Annotated in this window: 17 protein-coding genes; 10 read left to right on the top strand and 7 right to left on the bottom strand. The window is 59.1% G+C overall.

What is annotated here, in order from left to right; all coding sequences use genetic code 11:
* The first annotated feature begins 53 nt into the window (after positions 1–53).
* The 4 genes from PMA3_RS30725 to PMA3_RS13180 all read left to right on the top strand — a co-directional run bounded on the left by PMA3_RS30725 (position 54) and on the right by PMA3_RS13180 (position 5,009).
* The gene (locus tag PMA3_RS30725) at positions 54–236 is read left to right on the top strand and encodes a DUF6026 family protein (protein WP_082930316.1); all 183 of its coding nucleotides are present in this window, start codon (positions 54–56) and stop codon (positions 234–236) included.
* 200 nt (positions 237–436) lie between these two features.
* Positions 437–2,182 (top strand): phosphoethanolamine transferase CptA, encoded by a 1,746-nt coding sequence (locus PMA3_RS13190; protein ID WP_064677562.1) that lies wholly within the window; start codon positions 437–439, stop codon positions 2,180–2,182.
* A 284-nt stretch (positions 2,183–2,466) separates the two neighbouring features.
* Positions 2,467–4,704: a TonB-dependent siderophore receptor gene (locus tag PMA3_RS13185; RefSeq protein ID WP_064677561.1), complete on the top strand. Its 2,238-nt coding sequence runs from the start codon at positions 2,467–2,469 to the stop codon at positions 4,702–4,704.
* Between the two features lie 101 nt (positions 4,705–4,805).
* Positions 4,806–5,009, top strand: coding sequence for a hypothetical protein (locus tag PMA3_RS13180; protein WP_064677560.1), 204 nt, complete (start codon positions 4,806–4,808; stop codon positions 5,007–5,009).
* Positions 5,010–5,174: 165 nt separating this feature from the next.
* Here PMA3_RS13180 and PMA3_RS13175 read toward each other — a convergent pair whose 3' ends face one another.
* The 4 genes from PMA3_RS13175 to PMA3_RS13160 form a co-directional block, all read right to left on the bottom strand.
* Positions 5,175–5,756 carry a DinB family protein gene (locus PMA3_RS13175; RefSeq protein ID WP_064677559.1) on the bottom strand — a complete coding sequence of 194 codons (582 nt, stop codon included), beginning with the start codon at positions 5,754–5,756 and terminating at the stop codon, positions 5,175–5,177.
* Positions 5,757–5,773: 17 nt separating this feature from the next.
* On the bottom strand, positions 5,774–6,892 hold the full coding sequence (zapE, locus tag PMA3_RS13170) for a cell division protein ZapE (RefSeq protein WP_064677558.1): 1,119 nt from the start codon (positions 6,890–6,892) through the stop codon (positions 5,774–5,776).
* Between the two features lie 177 nt (positions 6,893–7,069).
* Complete coding sequence (speB, locus tag PMA3_RS13165; RefSeq protein WP_064677557.1) at positions 7,070–8,029, bottom strand: agmatinase; 960 nt, start codon at positions 8,027–8,029, stop codon at positions 7,070–7,072.
* Positions 8,030–8,042: 13 nt separating this feature from the next.
* Entirely contained in the window at positions 8,043–9,134 is a 1,092-nt protein-coding gene (locus PMA3_RS13160; RefSeq protein ID WP_064677556.1) for a polyamine ABC transporter substrate-binding protein, read from the bottom strand.
* A 101-nt stretch (positions 9,135–9,235) separates the two neighbouring features.
* Here PMA3_RS13160 and PMA3_RS13155 point away from each other — a divergent pair, with 101 nt between their 5' ends.
* The 3 genes from PMA3_RS13155 (at position 9,236) to PMA3_RS13145 (ending at position 11,477) form a co-directional block, all read left to right on the top strand.
* Positions 9,236–10,129, top strand: a complete 894-nt coding sequence (locus PMA3_RS13155) for a LysR family transcriptional regulator (RefSeq protein WP_064677555.1) — start codon at positions 9,236–9,238, stop codon at positions 10,127–10,129.
* Positions 10,130–10,409: 280 nt separating this feature from the next.
* Positions 10,410–10,883 carry an LEA/WHy family protein gene (locus PMA3_RS13150; RefSeq protein ID WP_064677554.1) on the top strand — a complete coding sequence of 158 codons (474 nt, stop codon included), beginning with the start codon at positions 10,410–10,412 and terminating at the stop codon, positions 10,881–10,883.
* Between the two features lie 51 nt (positions 10,884–10,934).
* Complete coding sequence (locus tag PMA3_RS13145; RefSeq protein WP_064677553.1) at positions 10,935–11,477, top strand: GNAT family N-acetyltransferase; 543 nt, start codon at positions 10,935–10,937, stop codon at positions 11,475–11,477.
* 153 nt (positions 11,478–11,630) lie between these two features.
* Here PMA3_RS13145 and PMA3_RS13140 read toward each other — a convergent pair whose 3' ends face one another.
* Positions 11,631–12,554 (bottom strand): carbon-nitrogen hydrolase family protein, encoded by a 924-nt coding sequence (locus tag PMA3_RS13140; protein WP_064677552.1) that lies wholly within the window; start codon positions 12,552–12,554, stop codon positions 11,631–11,633.
* Positions 12,555–12,638: 84 nt separating this feature from the next.
* Between PMA3_RS13140 and PMA3_RS13135 the strand changes: the two genes are divergently transcribed.
* Positions 12,639–13,556 carry a LysR family transcriptional regulator gene (locus PMA3_RS13135; protein WP_064677551.1) on the top strand — a complete coding sequence of 306 codons (918 nt, stop codon included), beginning with the start codon at positions 12,639–12,641 and terminating at the stop codon, positions 13,554–13,556.
* A gap of 50 nt (positions 13,557–13,606) precedes the next feature.
* On the opposite strand, the gene PMA3_RS13130 is transcribed toward PMA3_RS13135, so the two are convergent.
* Positions 13,607–13,858, bottom strand: a complete 252-nt coding sequence (locus PMA3_RS13130; protein ID WP_064677550.1) for a hypothetical protein — start codon at positions 13,856–13,858, stop codon at positions 13,607–13,609.
* A gap of 164 nt (positions 13,859–14,022) precedes the next feature.
* Here PMA3_RS13130 and PMA3_RS13125 point away from each other — a divergent pair, with 164 nt between their 5' ends.
* On the top strand, positions 14,023–14,340 hold the full coding sequence (locus tag PMA3_RS13125; RefSeq protein WP_064677549.1) for an ElaB/YgaM/YqjD family protein: 318 nt from the start codon (positions 14,023–14,025) through the stop codon (positions 14,338–14,340).
* Positions 14,341–14,492: 152 nt separating this feature from the next.
* On the opposite strand, the gene PMA3_RS13120 is transcribed toward PMA3_RS13125, so the two are convergent.
* Positions 14,493–15,533 carry an Ldh family oxidoreductase gene (locus PMA3_RS13120; RefSeq protein ID WP_064677548.1) on the bottom strand — a complete coding sequence of 347 codons (1,041 nt, stop codon included), beginning with the start codon at positions 15,531–15,533 and terminating at the stop codon, positions 14,493–14,495.
* 237 nt (positions 15,534–15,770) lie between these two features.
* Between PMA3_RS13120 and PMA3_RS13115 the strand changes: the two genes are divergently transcribed.
* Positions 15,771–20,603 carry a dermonecrotic toxin domain-containing protein gene (locus PMA3_RS13115; protein ID WP_064677547.1) on the top strand — a complete coding sequence of 1,611 codons (4,833 nt, stop codon included), beginning with the start codon at positions 15,771–15,773 and terminating at the stop codon, positions 20,601–20,603.
* Positions 20,604–20,759: the final 156 nt, after the last annotated feature.

The raw sequence follows: 20,759 nt of genomic DNA, 5'->3' as shown, positions 1-20,759 counted from the left end.
CATCCGACGTCGGAGCTAATTTACAGTTGAATCAGCCATTTGCGAGGTGAGCAATGGGCACATTACTAGCAGCACGGCCAGCACAAACCCTTTACGTCACGATCCGTCGCGATGAATTGCGCCAGTTGAAAGACGAGCGCGACCAGTTGAGGCAGGAAGTCGCGCAACTGCGCCTGCTTACGCAAGATGCTCAGGCTCAGTCCTGGCCCGTCGCACAGCGTGCTCCCCACGCCTGATCCCTTCGCTTGAACCGGAAGCAGCCCCCTGCTGCTTCCAGATACATCACCCCCACTCCCCTGTCTGCCAATCACATTTTTTTCACACCCACCTGCCGATACTCCGGCGCATTGTGGCCGCTCGGTATACGCGTGCCCTCCCGTTCGTCGCTGACATTCACGTCTCGACGGAGGACAGTGATTTCAGGTTGGAGCGATGAATGGCTTTGTTTAAACGCAGCACCACGTCTGCGAATGGTTTCGATTGGGCAGGATTGCTCTGGCTGTTTCTGTTCTTCTGGTATTTTTCCGGCATTACCCAACTACTGATCCAGCTGACGGGCACCTCCGGTTTCACGGGCTTTCGCCAGGCGTTTATCATGAGCGCCATCTGGCTGGCGCCAATGCTGCTGTACCCGAAACAGACCCGGGTAATGGCTGCGCTGATCGGCGTGGTGCTGTGGGCCTGTTCCATGGCGAGCCTGGGCTATTTCTTCATCTACCAGCAGGAATTTTCCCAAAGCGTCATCTTCATCATGTTCGAGTCGAACGTGTCTGAAGCGGGCGAGTACATGACCCAGTATTTTGCCTGGTGGATGGTGGCGGCCTTCCTCGCCCACACGCTGTTCGCCTGGTTCCTGTGGACGCGTTTGCGTCCGGTGTACATGCCCCGCGGGCGGGCACTGGTCGCGGCAACGGCCATTCTGGTGGCGGTGATCGGTTATCCGCTGATCAAACACACCGTCCGCACCGGCAGCCTGGCGAGTGGTTTCGAGAAATTCGAGACCCGCATCGAGCCCGCCGTGCCCTGGCAGATGGCCGTGGCCTATCACCGTTACCTCGACACGCTGGCCGGCATGCAGGACATGCTCACCAGCGCGAGCAAGATCCCGCCGCTGCACAACCTCAAGGATTCGGCGGCCGGGCAGCCGTCGACCCTGGTGTTGGTGATCGGTGAATCCACCAACCGTCAGCGTATGAGCCTGTATGGCTACCCACGGGAAACCACGCCGGAGCTGGACAAGCTCAAGGACCAGTTGGCGGTCTTCGATAACGTCATCACTCCGCGCCCCTACACCATCGAGGCGTTGCAACAGGTGCTGACCTTCGCCGACGAAGACAATCCGGACCTGTACCTGTCGACCCCGTCGCTGGTGAGCATGATGAAACAGGCGGGCTACAAGACCTTCTGGATCACCAACCAGCAGACCATGACCAAGCGCAACACCATGTTGACCACCTTCTCCCAGCAGGCCGACGAGCAGGTGTACCTGAACAACAACCGCAACCAGAACGCCGCCCAGTACGATGGCGATGTGATCGAACCGTTCAACAAGGCCCTGACCGACGCTGCGCCGCGCAAGCTGATCGTCGTGCATCTGCTCGGCACGCACATGAGCTACCAATACCGTTATCCATCGACCTTCGACAAGTTCAAGGACCGCCAAGGCGTTCCGCCAGGCGTGCGCGATGACCAGGTGCCGACCTACAACAGCTACGACAATGCAGTGCTGTACAACGACTTTGTGGTCTCGAGCCTGATCAAGGGCTTCGCCAAATCCGATCCGAACGGGTTCCTGATGTACCTTTCCGACCATGGCGAAGATGTGTTCGATTCCCCTGGCCATGGCACCCTGGGGCGCAACGAAAGCAAACCGACAGCGCCGATGTACACCATTCCGTTCATGGCCTGGGCCTCGCCGAAATGGCGCGAAACCCATGACTGGAATTTTGCCGGCGATCTGGAGCGGCCGTACAGCAGCTCGCACCTGATTCATACCTGGGCCGATCTCGCAGGGCTCAGCTTCGATGAACTCGATCGCAGCAAGAGCCTGGTCAGCGACAGCTTCAAGCCCCGGCCCTTGATGATTGGCAACCCCTACGAGCGCCAGCAGCGGCCGCTGATCGACTTCAGCCTGATGAAGCCAAAGGCCTTGCCACCTGCCCCGGAGCTTGTACAGAAGTAGATCCCCCTGTAGGAGCGAGCTTGCTCCGGGCGGCGTTCCGACGATGGATTCAAGAGCGCCGCGTTCAGTCAGTTAAAACGCGTCATCGTTACCATCCATCGTCGGAACGCCGCCCGGAGCAAGCTCGCTCCTACAAAGAACCCATCGGAGCGCCCTGACCAGGGATTAATCTGACAGAAACACCCCAAAGATAATAATTATTCTCGTTTATCGCTAAATCCCCGCCCTCCCCTTCGTCTTTGAGCAAACGGAATTTTTCCCTCGAAGACAAGGAGTCGGCTGCGATGTTCGCGCCTATCACCCGTTCCATGACGTTTACCCTGGGCCTGTGCAGTGCCGCCCTGTGCCCGGATCTGCTGGCTGAAACCGACGCCGACCAAGCGCCCGGTCACACCCTCGAACTGGACGCCACCGATGTCGTCGCCCAAAGTCTGGGCAACACCACCGAAAACACCGAGTCCTACACCACCGGCGCCATGAGCACCGCCACCCGCCTGAACCTGTCGATCAAGGAAACGCCGCAATCGGTGTCCGTGGTCACTCGCCAGCAGATGGACGACTTCAAGCTCGGCTCGCTGTCCGAAGCCATGGGCCAGACCACCGGCATAGTGGTCCAGCACAACGACTCGGACCGGGTCAGCTATTCCTCCCGCGGCTACACGATCAGCAATTTCCAGGTCGATGGCATGCTCAATACCTTCAGCTACATGAAGTCCGACTCGGACACCATCATCTACGACCGCATCGAAGTGGTTCGCGGTGCGACCGGCCTGACCACGGGTGCGGGCGACCCGTCGGCCACCATCAACATGGTGCGCAAGCGACCGACAGCGCAGTGGCAAGTCCAGACCGGTGTCAGCGGTGGCAGTTATGACGACTACTACAGTTACCTGGATGTCGGTGGCCCGCTGGCCTTTGACGGCCGGCTGCGAGGTCGCGGCGTGCTGGCCTATCGCGATGCCGAATCGTTCCGCGACAAGTATCAGCAACAACGGGAAGTCGGTTACGGCATTCTCGAAGCCGATTTGACCGACGACACCCTGCTGGCCGTGGGTTACGACTATCAGAATAAACACGTGCAGGGCTCCTCCTATGGCACCTTGCCGTACTGGAATTCCGACGGAGGCAAAGCAAACCTGGGACGCTCCACCAATATGGCCACGTCCTGGAGTTCCTGGCCGATCAAGGACAAGACTGCATTCGCCACGCTGGAGCAACAACTGGGCGCGGGCTGGCATTTCAAAGCGGCCTACACCCACCGCGAAAGCGATACCGACGGCAAGCTGTATTACGGCGGTGGCGGCTTCCCGAACGAGGACCGCAGCGGCATGACCGCCTACCTGGGCCACATGCTCGGGACGCAGAAAATGAAGGCTTATGACTTCAACGTGGCGGGGCCCTACTCGCTGTTCGGACGGGAACACGAAATGATGCTCGGGTATGGCGAAGCCGAGCGCAGTGAAGAAAGCCCCTACCTGATTGAAGGTGCACTGCCGCCGGACTACTTGAGCATTCCCGACTGGAAATACATGGGCAACATCGCCAAGTACCCCGATACCGTCACCAGCCTTGCAGGATCAAAAGACAGCACTCGCCAGAAGGCCGGTTACCTGGCCACTCGCCTGAGCCTGACGGATGAGCTGCACGCGGTGCTCGGGAGTCGTTATGGCAGCTGGAAGGCCTCGAGCAAGACCAACAGTTATGACGATAACCTGCAGCTGGAAAGCGTCGATGCCACCCGCCAGCAACATAACGACATCTGGACGCCTTACGCCGGGCTGCTTTACGACCTCACACCCGAATACACCCTGTACGTCAGCTACACCGACATTTTCAAACCGCAGTCCAATCGCGACAGCAACCGCAAATACCTCGAACCGGTGGTGGGCAGCAACTATGAGTTGGGGCTCAAGGGCAGCCTCCTGGAAGAACGCCTGAACCTGGCCACCGCGCTGTTCTGGAGCAAACAGGACAACGTTGCGGAGCTTGACGATTCGGTGCCCCCAGACCCGGTGACCGGCGAGGAGTTCTTCAAGTCAGGCGGAAAAGGCAACAAGGTCCAGGGCTTCGAAGCCGAGGTTTCGGGTGAGGTCATGGCCGGCTGGAACATGACGGCCGGCTACACCTATACCCACTCGGTCAACGGCGAAAAGCAGCGGACCATGACCAACCAGCCACTGAATATGCTACGGCTTTCCACGGCCTATCGCCTGCCGGGTGATTGGCAGGCGCTGACGGTGGGGGGCGCGGTGAACTGGCAGAGTGATGTCTTCGGGAACTCCAGGCGTCCGGTCGGGCGTAACGCGGCAGGCGAGATCATCACCGAAAACGCGAAGATCCGTCAGAAGGCCTACACCGTGGTCAAACTGATGTCGCGGTATGAGTTCGACCGGCACCTGTCCGCTTCGCTGAATGTCGACAACCTGTTCGACGAGAAGTATTACGACAACGTCGGCTTCTACAACGGCGTGTTCTGGGGCGACCCGCGCACAGTCACCCTGAGCCTGGACTGGAAACTCTAGCGTTTTAACGCCCAATTAACGGAATCGGCAGATAATGGACCTTCGACATCGCCTTGGAGCATGGACGAAAGGCACCCGACATTCCTGATGGGAGGCACACCATGAAACGCACACCCCTGATCATCGCCGGCCTGATGACGTTTGTCTCGGCCACCGCCTTGGCCGAAGGCGGGGCAGAACGGATGCGGTATTACTTCGACAGCCTGCGACCCGTTCAACAGCAGGCCCAGGAGAACAAAGGTTCCGAGGTCCGGGTCCCGGACGATCAGACCGCGCAAGTGACCGAGTCCTACAAGACGAAATGACCGATTGTAGGAGCCAGGGTTGCCGCATTGCCGGTCAGTTAAGCGGTGCGGTCCACTGTAGGAGCGAGCTTGCTCCGGGCGGCGTTCCGACGCTGGCCGTTAACGATAACGCGTGTTTGCTGATTAAACGCGGCGCTCTTAAGTCCATCGCGAGCGAGCTCGCTCCTACGACCCCCAGATCAAGGCTTCCGTCCACCCGAGCTCGGCAAAATCCACCGCCCGCAACCCCGACTCGCCGGCGCAGAAAAACTCGTCCAGTTGCGGCGGCTTGACCGGGGTGCCGCTGAGCATGGCATGCACCTGCCCGCGATGATGAATCTGGTGCTCGAACAGATGCGACAGCAAGCGCAAACGGCTGTCATGCTGAGGTGTGTCACGGTCGATGGTCACGATTTTACTGAGGTCTGCGTCACGCATTTGCTCGCAGTAGGCAATCAGCCGGCGGTCTACCAGGGTTTGCTCGTGCTTGAGTTCAGCGGCCGTTGAACAGGGCTCGTCGTGCCTGAAAAATATGTTGCAGTCAGGATGCGGGTCATCGCCGCGCAGTTCCCGCTCCAGTGCATCCACGTAGAACCAGTCACAGGTCAGGATGTGATTGAGCGTTCCGCGCAGGCTGGGGAAGAAGCTGACTCTGGGCGCAGTCAGCTCATCCTGGCTTAACTGGCTCCAGGCTCCGGCGAGTCGATAATTAGCCCAGGCATTCTGATAGGCCATGGTCAACAAATGGTGAGACAGCGGCTGATTCATCTTCGCTCCTCCCGATATCAAGCGTCGGCGAAACGTTGCAACTGCATTTCCTGTAGACGGCTGAGGGTGCGGCGAAACGGAAATTCCAGATAACCCTCGGTGTACAGCGATTCCATCGGCACCTGCGCTTCGAGGTACAGCGGTACTTTACGGTCGTAGCACTCGTCCACCAGGGCAATGAAACGACGCACACCGTCGTCATTCACAGACAATTGCGGCAACTCGCGATCGCCCGCCACCACCCGCTCGACACCATCTTCGGTACCGCGAGCGATGCGACCTGCGCGTCTCTGCGCACTGAGGTTGGGGACCTCACTTAACAGGATAGCCTTGAAGGTGTCGCACAGCGCCATGAAATCCATGGCGGCAAAGGGCTGTTCACAGAGGTCGGAGTAACGGCTCCAGAGCACGGTTTCACTGGACTGCACCACCTCGAGAAAACGGTAGCCGACCTTGATCGGTGCGCTGGATACCGACTGGCCGACAGCCAGGGCATGGAACACGTCTGCCAAGGCGCCTGTCTGCCCGGGCGATGCTACCCAGTAACGTTGCAAACCGGTACCCGGGTGCAGGCGATGATCTTCGCTGCCATTGACCGCTATCACTTGCATGTGCCGCTTGATCGCCGCGATGGCAGGCATGAACCGGTCACGGTTGAAGCCATCCGCGTAGAGCTGGTCCGGCGGCTGGTTGGAGGTGCAGACCACCACCACACCCTGCTCGAACATCACCTGGAACAGGCGCCCGAGAATGATCGCGTCACCGATGTCATTGACGAACAGCTCATCGAAGCACAACACCCGCACGTCCTGGCTCAGTTCACGGGCCAGTGCCTGCAACGGGTCGGCAGTGCCGGTCAGCTGGAAGGAGCGCTGATGCACCCAGCCCATGAAGTGATGAAAATGCTGACGCCGGGCCGGAACCTGCAGGCTCTGGTAGAACTGGTCCATCAACCAGGTCTTGCCGCGCCCGACCGGGCCCCACAGGTAGACCCCGGTGATCGGCGCTTGCCCGTCATGGAGGGCTTCGTAACATTTCTGCAAAGCCCAGACCGCATGTTCCTGAGCCTCGTCCTGGACGAAGCCCTTGTGTTCGATGGCGTGCTGCCAGGTGCTGAGGGGGGAGTCGAGATTCATGCGCGGCAGTATGCCATGTCCAAGGCAGGGAGATATCCAGGCGGAAGATCCGAGCGCCGATCCAGTGGTCTGACATAGATCAAATGTAGGAGCGAGCTTGCTCGCGAAAAGGTTCCGTCAATGTAAATGTTGAATGTCAGCCCCCTTTCGCGAGCAAACCCCACAAAGGGTTGCGTTTTACCTATCGACCTTGTGCCTGGCCGCATAAAGGCACAGCATCTCCATCGCCAGGGTCGCGGCCGCCAATGACGTGATGTCCGCACTGTCATAGGCCGGCGCCACTTCCACCACGTCCATCCCCACCAGATTGATCCCCCGCAGGCCGCCGAGGATTTCCAGGGCCTGCACCGTGCTCAAGCCACCACACACCGGGGTCCCGGTACCCGGGGCAAAAGCGGGGTCGAGGCAGTCGATGTCGAACGTCAAGTACACCGGGTTATCCCCGACCCGCGCCCGAATCGCCTCGACAATCGCATCGACCCCGCGCCGATGCACTTGTCGCGCATCCAGCACCTCGAAACCCTGATGATCGTCATTGGTGGTGCGCAAACCGATCTGCACCGACCGCGACGGATCGACCAGGCCTTCCCTGGCCGCGTGCCAGAACATGGTGCCGTGATCGACGCGCTTGCCGCCCTCGTCCGGCCAGGTATCGCTGTGGGCATCGAAGTGGATCAGCGACAACGCACCATGTTTGCGGGCATGGGCCTTGAGCAACGGATAGGTGATGAAGTGATCGCCACCGAAGGTCAGCATCGCGCTGCCGGCAGTGAGGATGTGCTCGGCATGGGCCTCGATGCTTTCCGGCACCGACTGCGGCGTGCCGTAATCGAAGGCGCAATCACCGTAGTCGACCACCGCCAGATGGTCGAACGGATCGAACGTCCACGGCCAGTGGCGCTCCCAGGCAATCCCGGTGGATGCGGCCCGAATGCCCCGCGGTCCGAAACGTGCGCCGGGGCGGTTGCTGGTCGCCGTGTCGAACGGCACCCCGCTGACCGCCACGTCGACGCCGCGCAAGTCGCGGCTGTAGCGACGACGCATGAAACTGGTGATACCGGCGTAGGTACTTTCGGCGGCTGTTCCGTAAAGGCTGTCACGGGTGAGGGCTTGATCGTTCTGCACAGGGACGTCCATTGAAGGCTCCTTATTATTGGCGGCTACGGAATGTGGTCCACAGGCGAGTGCGCTGGCGCATGTCCTTGAGGCTCATGGTCTGGTCGGCGTACAGCCGCGCTCGCACGTCGGCCAGTGGGTAAATGTCCGGATCGCTGCGCACCGCTTCATCCACCAGCGGGGTTGCCGCCTGGTTGGCCGTGGCAAAAAACAGCGTATTGGTCAGCGCCGCGACGGATTCCGGGCGCAGCATGAATTCGATAAAGGCACGGGCGGCCTCTGGGTGAGGCGCATCCTTGGGAATCGCCAGGTTGTCCTGCCAGATCAGCGTGCCCTCCTGCGGAATCCGGTACGCCACCTCGAACGGTTTGTTGGCCTTGCGCGCCTGATCGGCGGCCATGCTGGCGTCACCGTTGTAGGTCAATGCCAGGCAGACGTCGCCGTTGGCCAGATCGCTGATCTGGCGTCCGGTGGCAACGTACAGGACGTTCGGTTGCAGCTGACGCAATAACGCCTCGGCGGCTGACAGAGCAGCCTTGTCAGTGCTATAGGGATCTTTACCCAGGTAATGCAGCGCCAGGCCAAACACTTCCTGGGGCGAATCGAGAATGGCGATGCCGCAATCTTTGAGTTTGCCGGCGTACTCGGGTTTGAACAGCAGATCGAGGCTGTTGAGCGGCACATTCGGCAAGCGTTGTTTCACCGCTTCGACATTCATCCCCAGACCCAGGGTGCCCCAGGTGTAGGGCACGCCATAACGGTTGCCGGGATCGACGGCGGCGAGCTTCTCCAGCAAGTCCGGGTCGAGATTGGCGTAGCCCTTGAGGCCCTCGTGGGGAATTTCCCTCAGCGCACCGGCCGCCAGACCACGGGCCAGCACACTCGACGAAGGCACCACCACGTCATATCCGCTGCCACCGGTGAGCAATTTCGTTTCCAGGACTTCGGAAGAATCGAAGGTGTCGTAACGCACGTGGATACCGGTTTCCTGCTCGAACCGCTGCAGCGTTTCCGGCGCCACGTAATCGGCCCAACTGTACAGATTGACAACCTTGTCCCCGGCCTGCACCGGGACGGCCATGGCGAGGAACAACGCGGGTAAACACAGCCTTGATAGCGGAGCCATGACGAACACCTGACCGGAGGAAGTGGTTGCAGGATGCCGAGTCGGATACATTGGAAAAATATAAAGATTGTTAACCTGACTTTATCCTGGAGTAATGTTTGATGCTCGGCCAACTGCACGATCTCGATCTGCACCTGCTACGGCTGTTCGTCAGCGTGGTCGAATGCGGCGGCTTCAGCGCGGCCCAGGGTGAGCTGGGTTTGAGCCAGTCGAGTATCAGCCAGCAAATGGCCAGGCTTGAAACCCGGCTCGGCTATCGGTTGTGCAGTCGCGGCAAGGGCGGATTCAAGGTCACGCCCAAGGGTGAACGACTGTTGACGGCGACAAGGGGGTTGTTCGAATCCATCGAAGCATTCCGCCATCAATCCAACGGCGTGGCGGGTCGATTGATCGGCGAAGTACGGCTGGGGTTGTCCGAGGCGCTCGATCAATCGGTGCTGCAACGGGTGGCCGGGGCCATCCGGCGCTTTCGCGAGCGGGACGAATCGGTACGCCTCGAATTGATCAGCGCGATGCCCGGCGAAATGGAGCGCTTGCTGTTGCAACAGCGGCTGGACCTGGCGATCGGCTATTTCTCACAGGTGCAAAGCGCGTTTGACTACCGCGAACTGTTCACCGAAACCCAGCACCTGTATTGCGCCCCCGGCCATCCGCTGTTCACAGACGACGCGCCGGACGATCAGGCGCTCCAGGCCTGCGACCGGGTCGATCACCCGTACCGCTTCCTGCGCAACGACGAGCCGTTCCAGGGCAAGCTGTGTTCGGCGCGCTCGGAGCAGGTCGAAGGCACCCTCGCCTTCATTCTCTCTGGCAAGCATGTGGGGCATCTGCCCAGTCACTTTGCCAGGAGCTGGGAGGACAAGGGTTTGCTCAGGAGCGTGCGCCGTGGCGACATGAGTTTCGATGTGGCCTTTCATCTGGCCCGCCATCGCGCGCAGGTGGCGGGGGATGCGCAGAAGGCGTTTGAGGAAGATTTGCTCGCGGCGTTTGCCTGAGGGGCAGCGATGCCCCTGTGGGAGCGAGACCGGCTTGCCGGCGAAGAGGCAGGCACATCCAACATTGCTATCGACTGACACGCCGCCTTCGCGAGCAGGTCGAATCGTCGCACCGTCGCTGCAACTGATGCCCAAGCCCGTGCTCGGCGGTGCCGAACCACAGGTGACAGTCCGCAGCGAACTCCTCACAGTGAACGTGGTCGCACAGGTTGAACCGCCGAACAGCGCTCAAGGATCGAGCCATCGGGGGTTCGGTCCCTTTTCTGTCGAGAGCCCCTCAATGCGCAGACTCATCGCTTTATCCCTCTCGTTGCTGCTCCTCTCCCTGAACGCCTGTGCCCTGCTGCCCAATCGCGATCCGCTGAACGTCAACGTGGTCGGTTTCGAACCGCTGCCGAGCCAGGACATGGAAGTGCGTTTTGCCGTGAAGATACGCGTGCAAAACCCCAATGAAACCGCGATCGACTACAACGGCGTGGCCCTGGACCTGGAGGTCAACGGTCAGCCACTGGCCTCGGGGGTCAGTGATCAGATGGGCACGATTGCACGCTTCTCCGACACCGTCCTGACCGTGCCGGTGAGCGTCTCGGCGTTCTCTGTACTGCGCCAGACATTGGGCCTGAGTCAGACGCAGACCCTGAACAACATGCCGTACGTGCTGCGCGGCAAGCTGGCTGGTGGCCTGTTTGGTACCCTGCGTTTTGTCGACAGTGGCAAGCTCAGCCTGCCGGGGCCGACTTTCACACCCAGGTAAATCCGGCGCTGGCGATCACGTTCAATAGGGACAGACAAGGAGGCAATACACATGGACACCCCCACGCTCTACACCGAACGCCTGATCCTGCGCCCGCTGGAACTGACCGACGCCGAGGCGATCCAGCGACTGTTCCCGCACTGGGAGGTGGTGCGCTATCTGAACGCCTTGGTGCCCTGGCCCTATCCCGCCGATGGTGCGCTGACTTATCTGCGCGATAACGCCCTGCCGGCGATGGCCCGCGGCGAGGAATGGCACTGGTCGATCCGCTTGAAGTCGGCACCCGGGCAACTGATCGGCAATATCAGCCTGATGAATGAACAGGACAACAACCGCGGCTTCTGGCTCGCACCGAAGTGGCAAGGCCAGGGCTTGATGAGCGAAGCCAGTGCCGCCGTGACCGGGTACTGGTTCAAGACCCTCGGTCGTTCAGTGCTGCGTGTGCCGAAAGCGGCGCTCAATATCGGCTCGCGCAAACTCTCGCAACGCACGGGCATGCGCTTGATCGGCACCGACGAGGGGGATTTCGTCAGTGGGCGATTGCCGAGAGAAATATGGGAAATCACCCGCGAAGAGTGGCTGCAGCAGCGCTGAACCTCACGCCACAAAGGGCCGGTGTCGACCACAAAACTTCCGGACAACACCGATCAACTGTGGGAGCGGGCTTGCCCGCGAAGACGCTGGCACATCCAGCAAATAACTTGACTGCCCTACCGCATTCGCGAGCAAGCCCACCCCAAAGGGAAGTCATGCAGTGAAGCGCACGCCGGGTTTAGCCCGCTCATCCACCGTCAGTTCAAACACATCCGGGCGCGCATAGTGCCCGACCACGTCGAAGTCGTAACGGGCGCGAACCAGATCATCGGTGTCGATCTCGGCGGTCAACAACCCGGGCCCGCCGCGCAGAGGCCCAGCCAGAATGTCGCCCATCGGCCCGACGATTACACTGCCGCCGGCAATCAGCGGCCGGTCCGCCGGCCAGTTGGCGATGTCCACGCCCAGGGCCTGCGGTGAATCCTGAACCTGGCAGGCGCTGACCACGAAGCAGCGTCCTTCGTGGGCGATGTGGCGCATGCTCACTTGCCACATCTCCCGCTCATCCACCGTTGGCGCGCACCAGACCTCCACGCCCTTGGCGTACATCGCGGTGCGCAACAGCGGCATCATGTTTTCCCAGCACACCAGCGCACCGATCCGCCCGACCTGACTGTCGATCACGGGCAAGGTCGAACCATCACCCTTGCCCCAGATGAGCCGTTCAGTACCCGTCGGCATCAACTTGCGGTGTCTGGCCACCAGCCCCGCCTGCGGATCGAAGTACAACGCGGTGCAATACAAAGTGCTGCCAGCGCGCTCGATGACACCGATCACCAGCGTGGCCCCGGTACGTGCCGACAAGCCAGCCAACGCCTCGGTTTCCACACCGGGCACGTCGATGGCGTTGGCGAAGTACCGGGCAAAGGCTTCACGACCTTCCGGCAGTCGATAGCCCAGTTGCGTGCCAAAACCCTCGCCCTTGGGGTAACCGCCGAGCAGCGCTTCGGGCATTACCACCAGCGCGGCACCGGACTCAACAATAGCGTTTTCATACGACAGTATTTGTTCCAGGGTCTCGTCCTTGCCGCCCGGCAAGGCGCCGATTTGCAGCGCAGCAACAATTGACTTGGGCATGGCAGTCTCCGAAAGGTAATGAGGTGTTGCTCATTCTCGGCCGTCGCCGGATCATGAATAAAGACCGATTCACTGCTGAATGATATGAACACGATGAATATCGCAACCGTCGATCTCAATCTGCTTAAAGTCTTTGAAGCCCTGCATGAGGAGTCCAGCGCGAGCCGTGCCGCGTTACGGCTGGGCGTGACGCAATCGGCAGTCAGCGCCGCATTGCGCCGCTTGCGCGAGCTGTATGGCGATCAATTGTTCGTGCGCACCGGTCGCGGCCTGGCGCCGACACTCAAGGCCAATCAATTGAAGCCGGTGGTCAGCGAGGCGCTGAACAAATGCCGGCAGAGCCTGGCGATGGTCGATCCTGACGCCGATCACTACGACGGGCGCTCGGTCACACTGGGTTTGTCGGATGATTTCGAGATCGCCTACGGGCGCAGATTGATCGAAGAAATCGCCCTCTGCGCGCCAGGGCTGCGGCTGATCTTCCGCCAGACCCACAGTCAGATCGTTGCCCAGGCGCTAATGGAGCGCAGCATCGATCTGGCGATCACCGCCGGCGGTTTCGCCGAACGCTTGCTCAGCCGCCAGGTGCTCGGCGAGGGCATTTATCAGTGCCTGGTCGATCCTGCGAGCCTGGCTGAGGGACAACACAGCATCAGCCTGGAAGAGTTCGTCGCCCGCGAGCACATACTGGTGTCGTCCGGCGGTTTTATCGGGATCACCGATGCAGGCTTGGCGGCGCTGGGCTTGAGTCGACGGGTGAGCGCCTCGACCACGCACTTTGCGGCGTTGCCGTACTTGCTCAAGGGCAGTCAGGCGGTGGCGACGATTCCGGCCCACGCTGCCCAAAGCATTGCGGCGCTCAGCGGCCTGGCGCTGCTGCCCTGCCCGCTGGACCTGCCGCGTTACCCGATCGAACTGGGCTGGCGCACCAGCACCCAGTTGGATCCGGTGGTTTTGAAAGTGCGAGAAGCCATTGTCGCGAGCTTTGCGCGCGCGCAATGACCATATTGCAGCTGTCGAAATAGCCTAAAGGGGTAGTGTCAGATGGACATCTATTTCGCAGCCATCAGCCGATTGACTTCACTGCGCACCATGTTTGCGAATTCCGGTGGCGACATGCCGTCGAGCTCGGCACGCACCCACTCGGCCCATTTGCCTTTGCGCTTGGCGCGTTCGCCGAACAACCGTGCCGCCTCGCCCTTGGCTTTGCCCAGGTTGTTTTGCCAGAGCTCGAACAGACGGGATTTCTCATCTTCAAGCGCGGCGCGCTCGGCAAGGGGTCTGTCGGCCAGATTGAAGCTCATGGGAAATACCTGCTGCGTAAAATAGGCGACATCTTACACTGTAGAAAGAAATTTCCTGCGCCGGATTTTTCATCAGGATGAGGTCGGCAGGCAAATTCGCTGCAACTTTTTCCACGGTCGCAGACTCCATTATTTACTGCCCATTCACTGCAAGGAGTACCTCAATGGCTCGGAAAACCGCCGCACAAGTCGCCGAAGATCAAATCAAGGATCAAGCGTTCAGCGAACTTCAGGCTCTGATCGAAGAGTCGGAAAAACTGCTCAAAAGCAGTGCCTCACTGGTCGGTGAGGAAGCGGATACCCTTCGTGGGCAAATCGCCCAGAAACTTCAGCAGGCGCGTGACTCGGTGACCAGCGTACGCGACAGGACCCTGCCTGCGGTCGAAGCCACCGAGACCTACATTGGTGGTCATCCGTGGCAGACCGTGGCCATCTCCGCCGGTTTCGGCCTGGTGGTCGGGTTGCTGCTGGGTAGGCGGTAAGCTGTAGGAGCAAGCTTGCTCGCGATGGACGTTAACGATGACGCGTTTTTTCTGAACAAACGCGGTGTCCTTGAGATCTTCGCGAGCAGGCTCGCTCCTACATTGGCCGGCGTTAACCATCGGGCTCGCCGTTCCAGTATGAACAGCAGATTTCAGAGTCCAGCCAGTTCTCGCAGATCCGCCAACGTCTGAGCATCAAGCTGGATGCCATCGGTAGCGGCTTTGGCCCGCTGCTGGTGGCGTCGATCCCCCGGCAAACGCTTGAGCCCCACACCGTGCATCTGCCGCACGAGTTCCTGGCTGCGCTCGGCAAAGCTCTGTCCAGCCGCCTTGCTCGGGTCGATGACAATCAGCAACTGGCCGGTCCAGGGCGTCCTGGCGCCCGGATGGTTCGACCAATCGAACTCGAACGAAAAATTCCCCCCGGTCAACGCCGCCGCCAACAGCTCCACCATCATCGACAGTGCCGAGCCCTTGTGCCCGCCAAACGGCAGCAACGCGCCTCCTTCCAGAATCGCTTTCGGATCCTGGGTCGGCTGGCCGAGGCTGTCCACGCCCATGCCCTCGGGCAACCGTTCGCCCTTGCGCGCGGCGATCTGCACATCGCCATGGGCAATGGCGCTGGTGGCCAGGTCGAAGACGATCGGCTCGCCATCGGCCCGCGGCGCGGCGAAAGCAATCGGGTTGGTCCCGAACAAGGGACGATCGGCGCCGTGCGGCACGACACAGGTCATGCTGTTGACCACACTCAGCGCCACCAGCCCTTCATAGGCAAAGGGTTCGACATCCGGCCACAAGGCGGCGAAATGGTGAGAGTTACGAATGGCCAGCACCGCGATCCCGGCACTGCGGGCCTTTTCCACCAGTAACGCACGGGCCGCCGCGAGCGCCGGTTGGGCGAAACCGTTGCCGGCGTCGACCCGGACGAAACCCGAGGCGACATCCTCGACCACTGGCACGGCCTGGCCATTGACCCAGCCGCTTTGCAATGTCGATACGTACCCGGGGATGCGAAACACGCCATGGCTATGGGCGCCATCGCGTTCGGCGCTGGCGCAGTTTTGCGCCAGTACGCGAGCGACGTCAGCCGAGGTGCCCTGGCGCAGGAAGATCTTTTCAAGCAATCCCGTCAGCGCTTCGAGGGACAGGTTTTGCGAGACAGCCGTAGACACTTGATCGTGTGGCGCAGACATCTGAAGCTCCAGACTAATTATTGGAGGGGGCAACAGCGTACGAGGGTTATGCAAACCGATTAACAACGCGACCCGAGCCGGCTGTCAATCTTTTGATTGAATGCCGCTCAACCGGCTCAATGTAACCGACCCGGTACGGCACACTGCGATAACTATTTACCACCTTGCCCGCGCGGGCATCACCTAGGTTGGAGGCCCATTCATTATTCGCCACGTGGCGATCCCATCGAGACCTCCATGACCACTTCTCCCTCTCCATTGTTTTTTCCGCAAGTGCTGGATGAACCGGGTACGCACGAAGAACTCCGAAAAACCCATTCCCTTTCAAGCAAGGACTTTTCCTGGCTCAGCCATATCGAGTTGGCGAGCGATGAACTTCGACAAAAGCAGACGCCTCCCATGTCTGCCGAAAAACTGTTTTTGAAGGTTAAGGACAAGGTGCCGGTGCCATTGGCCGGATGTTTCATGTTGTCATCCACGCCCGACGACAACGATGCGATTCTGTATACGCCCTACGGGGGGATCGAGAAGTTCGATGACGTCGACTCACTCACCGCAGAGCTGATTCTGCGACTGACCAACGAGTCCAAGCGCGATGAACTGTTGCGTTTTGCCTCGATAGCCCAACGCATCGAACTGGAAGGCGAAACAGTCACCGAGATCACTCGCGAAATCATCACGGGCGAGGTATTCGACGACCAGAAAACAGTCATCAAGAGCAATCAGCAACAGAATGCACAGCGGTTGCTGGAGGCGTTGATTCAACTGCCACCGTTGACAGATTCGCTGAATGAGATTCTTGACGGTTTGTTAGGCCGCTCTTTTGCAGGACTGAAGCAACGGGACACCCGGGTCGACTTCGGGATCGATTCGAGTGTGAACTCCGCATCGGGAATATCGATGCCCCTCAGTGACGCCCTCATGCTTTTCTATCGCCACCAAGGCTGGCCATCAGACCAGACCCTGGCGTTCAACCACCCGGACCGAACGTTGGTACCTGACGATAAGGCCCAGGCCGAGCGCGACAATGAGATATGGAAAAAGGCAGTCAAGACCGCGTCCGCCGGGCTGACCTGGTTGCTCGGCGAAAAACTGCGGGCGTATTGGAATCATGTTCTGCCGAATGGGCAATCCCGGCGCAAGCTGTTTATCCAGGCCATCAGCGACAAGGCTCGGGCGGACATCCTGTTCAAGCGACAGGACAAGATCATCAGTCCTGAACAGAGTCGGGCACTGGAGGTTTTATTCGACCGCAGTACCACTCGAACCGCACCATCGCCGCTGGTTCCTGAAGCCGTGCGCCTGTGGGAACACGCAGCGAATTTCGTTGAGCTGGCCGGCTCATTCATGATTGCTCAACCGGATGCCTATCTCTTTACCCCCGCCAGCGGATTGCAGGTGCTTGAGAGCCCTGAAGACTTACATGACACCGTGCGCGCCAAGGTCGTTGCCAAAGGGCATGACGATGAGCTGTACGAATTGTTGACACAAGAAGATCGCCATCGCTTTCTCGGCTTCAAGGATGCTCAGGTTTCCGGCGAAGCGATTGCAGGTTCAGTTTTCGAGTCGCTGTTTGACTCAATCATCGACAAACAGCTGCATAACGTCGAATACGCGCTGGGGGTGTTCCGTCACAGCGATGGTGACGTGAGTATTGCGGCGTTGTTCGACAAGGCACTGGACGTGCGCAGCATGATCGACAATCAGCTGTTGGAAATGCCGACGCAGGGTCGGTGGAGTACCCAGCAGGTCATTACGGGGCAATCGCGTCCGTCAATTGTTCTGGCCGACAAGGCGACAACGCTGTCGAAAACCTTCGATAGCGTGAAATCAGCTCTCGAAGCGCAGTGGCAGGCGCAACCTGTCGAGACCGGTGCGCTGCAGAGAACCAGCCTGGAAGCCATGAAACCCGCACTGGCCAATGCCCTGTCGGTGGGTATTCGTGGCGAGGCCAACCTTCGTCGACTTAACCGCACATTGTCGCAAGTCGATAGCGCCATTGTCCATACGGTACTCGACCCCGACCGCCCCACCCGCCGCCAGCGTAAAGCGCTGAATGGATTTCGCCCGGATGCCTACTGGTTCAGCCTTGAAACCGCGGGCCATACATCGTCGCTGGCCGTGCACCATTGTTTCATGCTCACCGAACGCGGCGGCCTGGATACACAGAATTCCGGCCGGGCGATTCTCTGGACCCCGGCGCTTGGGTTGGAGGCCTTTGAATCGGTCGCCACGGCCAGGACCGAGCTGCAACGACGCCTGCTTGACCCGATCAAGCGGCTGATGCTGCTTGAAAATCTCCTGCCTGCCGAGCGCATGTTCCATAAAACGTACGAATTGGGTAATTTTCGTCAGATCGAAAATAATCTGCTGCTCCATCGTCAGCAGACGGCCATCGATCACTTTCTGGCGGTTTGCGACCAGGTTCGCGCGCTGAAACTGACAGAAACGAAACAGACAAAAGCCCTGAACGCACTTAAGCAGCAACCCATCTGCACCAATCTGCAGCGAGCCAAGGATATTGGCAAGGCCATTGCAACCCGCCAGACTTTGCCGGCCTGGCTGGGAATGGCATCGCTGGGGGAACAGCAAAAACATGTCGAAATTATGGAGCAACACCGCCATAGCCTGTCGGAGTGTAAAGATTATCTACATGGCATAAAAACCCTGGCTATCTATGTCCACGAGCAACTGGTGTCCCTGCAAAAAACCCGCTTCCAGGGCAATTTCATTGACCCCGATCATGTCAAGGTCACTCCTGGGTTAGCCATCGCCGGCCCTGCACAAACATTGACCGAATTTGCCCTGAATCACGTCAATGTGCTCCAGGGAACAGGTTTTACCATCGCCTCGACGACCTCAAAACCGCTTCCGAACGAGATGGATACCGAGGCTGTCAAGCAGCTGCTGTTACAGCTGAACATCAAGTCAGTGTATGAGCAGTTGCTCTCGGAACAATTGTCGGGTGATAGCGACGCTGCCAAAGCGCGAAAACTGCGCTACTTCCAGCAGTTGCCCTGGCACCTGTTGCAAGAGGCCCACGCGCTTAAACTGCAAGAGCAACTGTCGGAGCAGGCGTTCGACGCAATCGAGCAGCTATTGGACATGCCCAATGCCACGGCACGGGCCGCGGTTAAAGGGGCAGACGCTATCATCCGCCCGCTGCAGTTGATCTCCACGGCCGGTGCCACAGCCGTCGACGCACTGGGGATGTACCTGATCAGCCCGGGCAAAGACGTGGCCGGTCGGCAGGTGCTCTACGCGCCCTATTTTGTCGGGCCACCCTTCACCGAGTTCGAGACCGAGACCGGACTGCTTGGCGCACTCAATACCCCAGGGCCATTGCAGGACCTGTTGATCCGGCGCCTGCCCGAATCGTCCCGGGCGACGTTTCAAAATCTGCTTGAATCCACCGTGGGCGAAACCACGGAAATGACCCTCGCTTCAAATCCCATTACCGGGAATGTGCTGGAGCGTCTATTCCAAGACAACATCCTGCTGCTCAAGCAGATGCTGGGCAGTCAATCCACGGTTACCGCGCGAACCGATTGGGAAAAAGCCAAGGAGCTGTTCAGTTCCGGAATCAAGCTGCTGTCTGGATTCTTGCCTGGCAAATTGTCCTGTGGTCTGTTTCTGTGGCAAGCCTACAAGGATTTCAAGGACTCGGCAGAGGCGCTGCAAGACCAACACTGGAAACACGCATTCAAATCCTTCGTCTCTGGTGCGGCGCAGATGATCACCCTTGGGCGGATGATGCAGGAAAATCCAGCCTCTACCCCTGCGCCAGTCATCCTGACAGCCCCCCCCGCAGAACAACCTGTCGTTGCGCCGCAGTGGTCATCCATCAACACCACCTCCGCGAGCCGGACAACAGCGCAAGCGTATGAATCGCCGACTGTCGATCTGGAAAAGTTTCAGAAAGATGCAACGGAGGGCACCTATCGCGACCCTACGACAACCCATCACTTCGCCCCTGTTCTGGGCAAAGTCTATCGCGTCGCAAAACACGGTGGAGCCTGGCGCATGATGAACGACACGCAAAAGGGCCCCTTTCTGGAAAAAGCCCCTGGTCCTCATCTGGTACTCGCTGCGGACCCGCAATCCATTCACTATGGCAAGGCAATATCCCGTTTCGCGAACAATGTCACAACCCGTTGGATTGCAACGGCATCGTTCAACATCGAAGCACAAGGGATGGATGAAATACGTCGTAAATATCCCGCCAAAGCCCAGACTATCGTGCAAGCAATGGATTTGGCCAGGTACTACGCCTTTAATTGCCTTCACAACTTCACACAGTTGCGTACCGCCGCTCCAGGCACCCGACTTGACACCTATCTGAAAAAGTTTTTTGACGTGAGCACAATCGACACCTCAATTCTGGACAAAATCAAAAAAGTTATCGTGCCAATCTGCCAGGCGCTGGTGGATCCGGGGCTGGACGATCTCGATACCAAAAGGTTCGTCGTCGGTTTCAACACTTCACCGGAAGACAATGTGATTGCATTTACCATCCAAACCGACATGCAAAAAAGAGTGTACTTCTCAGATGCCTTCTTCGATCCGGAACTCGATGACTACAAGTTCTTTGTGCCGCAACATTTCGAGGTCGATGCGCATGCCCAGGCAGTGACGTTTATCCATGAGTTTTCACACCATTTCGCCAAGACGATCGACATCGCCTATCTGGAGGCAAGACTCCCCTTCACCGATCTCATCGACACTGCCACGCAAGCCGGATCGAAGTTGAAAGCAAAATCTGAACGAATCCAGCGTGACGCCTTGTCGATGGCAACGCCCCGTGGAGCGTTATTTGCCCGAAAGAACAAGTCTACGGGCTTATGGGAAAGCCTGGATTCCATTCCCGAAACCGCTCATATCGCCAAGCAGACAATGAAAATTACCGGTACCAAAACATTGAAAGACGCCCGAACCGCCTTCCTGGACCGTGTGAAACCGCATTTACGGATAGATACGATTCTGAGCAATGCGGACTCGGTTGCGATGCTCATCTGTGAAATGGGCCGGCAACTGGATCCCGTACCGGTTACACCGGCAGTCTTGCCTTGAAAACCAAAAGTTTTTGATTATTTTTTCACTCTTTTTATGGACGCTGCATGGCAACTACCGGTTTTTCAGGATGTTTAAGTAAAAAACATTCCTGTTTGATGGGTAATTGCCATGACGGTTGTTCTCGCCGACTTCGCTCAAGGTTAGAATGCAGGA

It is taken from the genome of Pseudomonas silesiensis (assembly GCF_001661075.1).
Taxonomy (GTDB): domain Bacteria; phylum Pseudomonadota; class Gammaproteobacteria; order Pseudomonadales; family Pseudomonadaceae; genus Aquipseudomonas; species Aquipseudomonas silesiensis.
This window is presented reverse-complemented; position numbering and strand designations above follow the sequence as displayed.

Coding starts and splice junctions, on each gene's coding strand:
- PMA3_RS13140 (WP_064677552.1), bottom strand. CDS start 12,554: ATGCCCAAGTCAATTGTTGCTGCGCTGCAAATCGGCGCCTTGCCGGGC.
- PMA3_RS13150 (WP_064677554.1), top strand. CDS start 10,410: ATGCGCAGACTCATCGCTTTATCCCTCTCGTTGCTGCTCCTCTCCCTG.
- PMA3_RS30725 (WP_082930316.1), top strand. CDS start 54: ATGGGCACATTACTAGCAGCACGGCCAGCACAAACCCTTTACGTCACG.
- PMA3_RS13160 (WP_064677556.1), bottom strand. CDS start 9,134: ATGGCTCCGCTATCAAGGCTGTGTTTACCCGCGTTGTTCCTCGCCATG.
- PMA3_RS13130 (WP_064677550.1), bottom strand. CDS start 13,858: ATGAGCTTCAATCTGGCCGACAGACCCCTTGCCGAGCGCGCCGCGCTT.
- PMA3_RS13115 (WP_064677547.1), top strand. CDS start 15,771: ATGACCACTTCTCCCTCTCCATTGTTTTTTCCGCAAGTGCTGGATGAA.
- PMA3_RS13155 (WP_064677555.1), top strand. CDS start 9,236: ATGCTCGGCCAACTGCACGATCTCGATCTGCACCTGCTACGGCTGTTC.
- PMA3_RS13180 (WP_064677560.1), top strand. CDS start 4,806: ATGAAACGCACACCCCTGATCATCGCCGGCCTGATGACGTTTGTCTCG.
- PMA3_RS13175 (WP_064677559.1), bottom strand. CDS start 5,756: ATGAATCAGCCGCTGTCTCACCATTTGTTGACCATGGCCTATCAGAAT.
- PMA3_RS13185 (WP_064677561.1), top strand. CDS start 2,467: ATGTTCGCGCCTATCACCCGTTCCATGACGTTTACCCTGGGCCTGTGC.
- PMA3_RS13120 (WP_064677548.1), bottom strand. CDS start 15,533: ATGTCTGCGCCACACGATCAAGTGTCTACGGCTGTCTCGCAAAACCTG.
- speB (WP_064677557.1), bottom strand. CDS start 8,029: ATGGACGTCCCTGTGCAGAACGATCAAGCCCTCACCCGTGACAGCCTT.
- PMA3_RS13135 (WP_064677551.1), top strand. CDS start 12,639: ATGAACACGATGAATATCGCAACCGTCGATCTCAATCTGCTTAAAGTC.
- PMA3_RS13190 (WP_064677562.1), top strand. CDS start 437: ATGGCTTTGTTTAAACGCAGCACCACGTCTGCGAATGGTTTCGATTGG.
- PMA3_RS13125 (WP_064677549.1), top strand. CDS start 14,023: ATGGCTCGGAAAACCGCCGCACAAGTCGCCGAAGATCAAATCAAGGAT.
- zapE (WP_064677558.1), bottom strand. CDS start 6,892: ATGAATCTCGACTCCCCCCTCAGCACCTGGCAGCACGCCATCGAACAC.
- PMA3_RS13145 (WP_064677553.1), top strand. CDS start 10,935: ATGGACACCCCCACGCTCTACACCGAACGCCTGATCCTGCGCCCGCTG.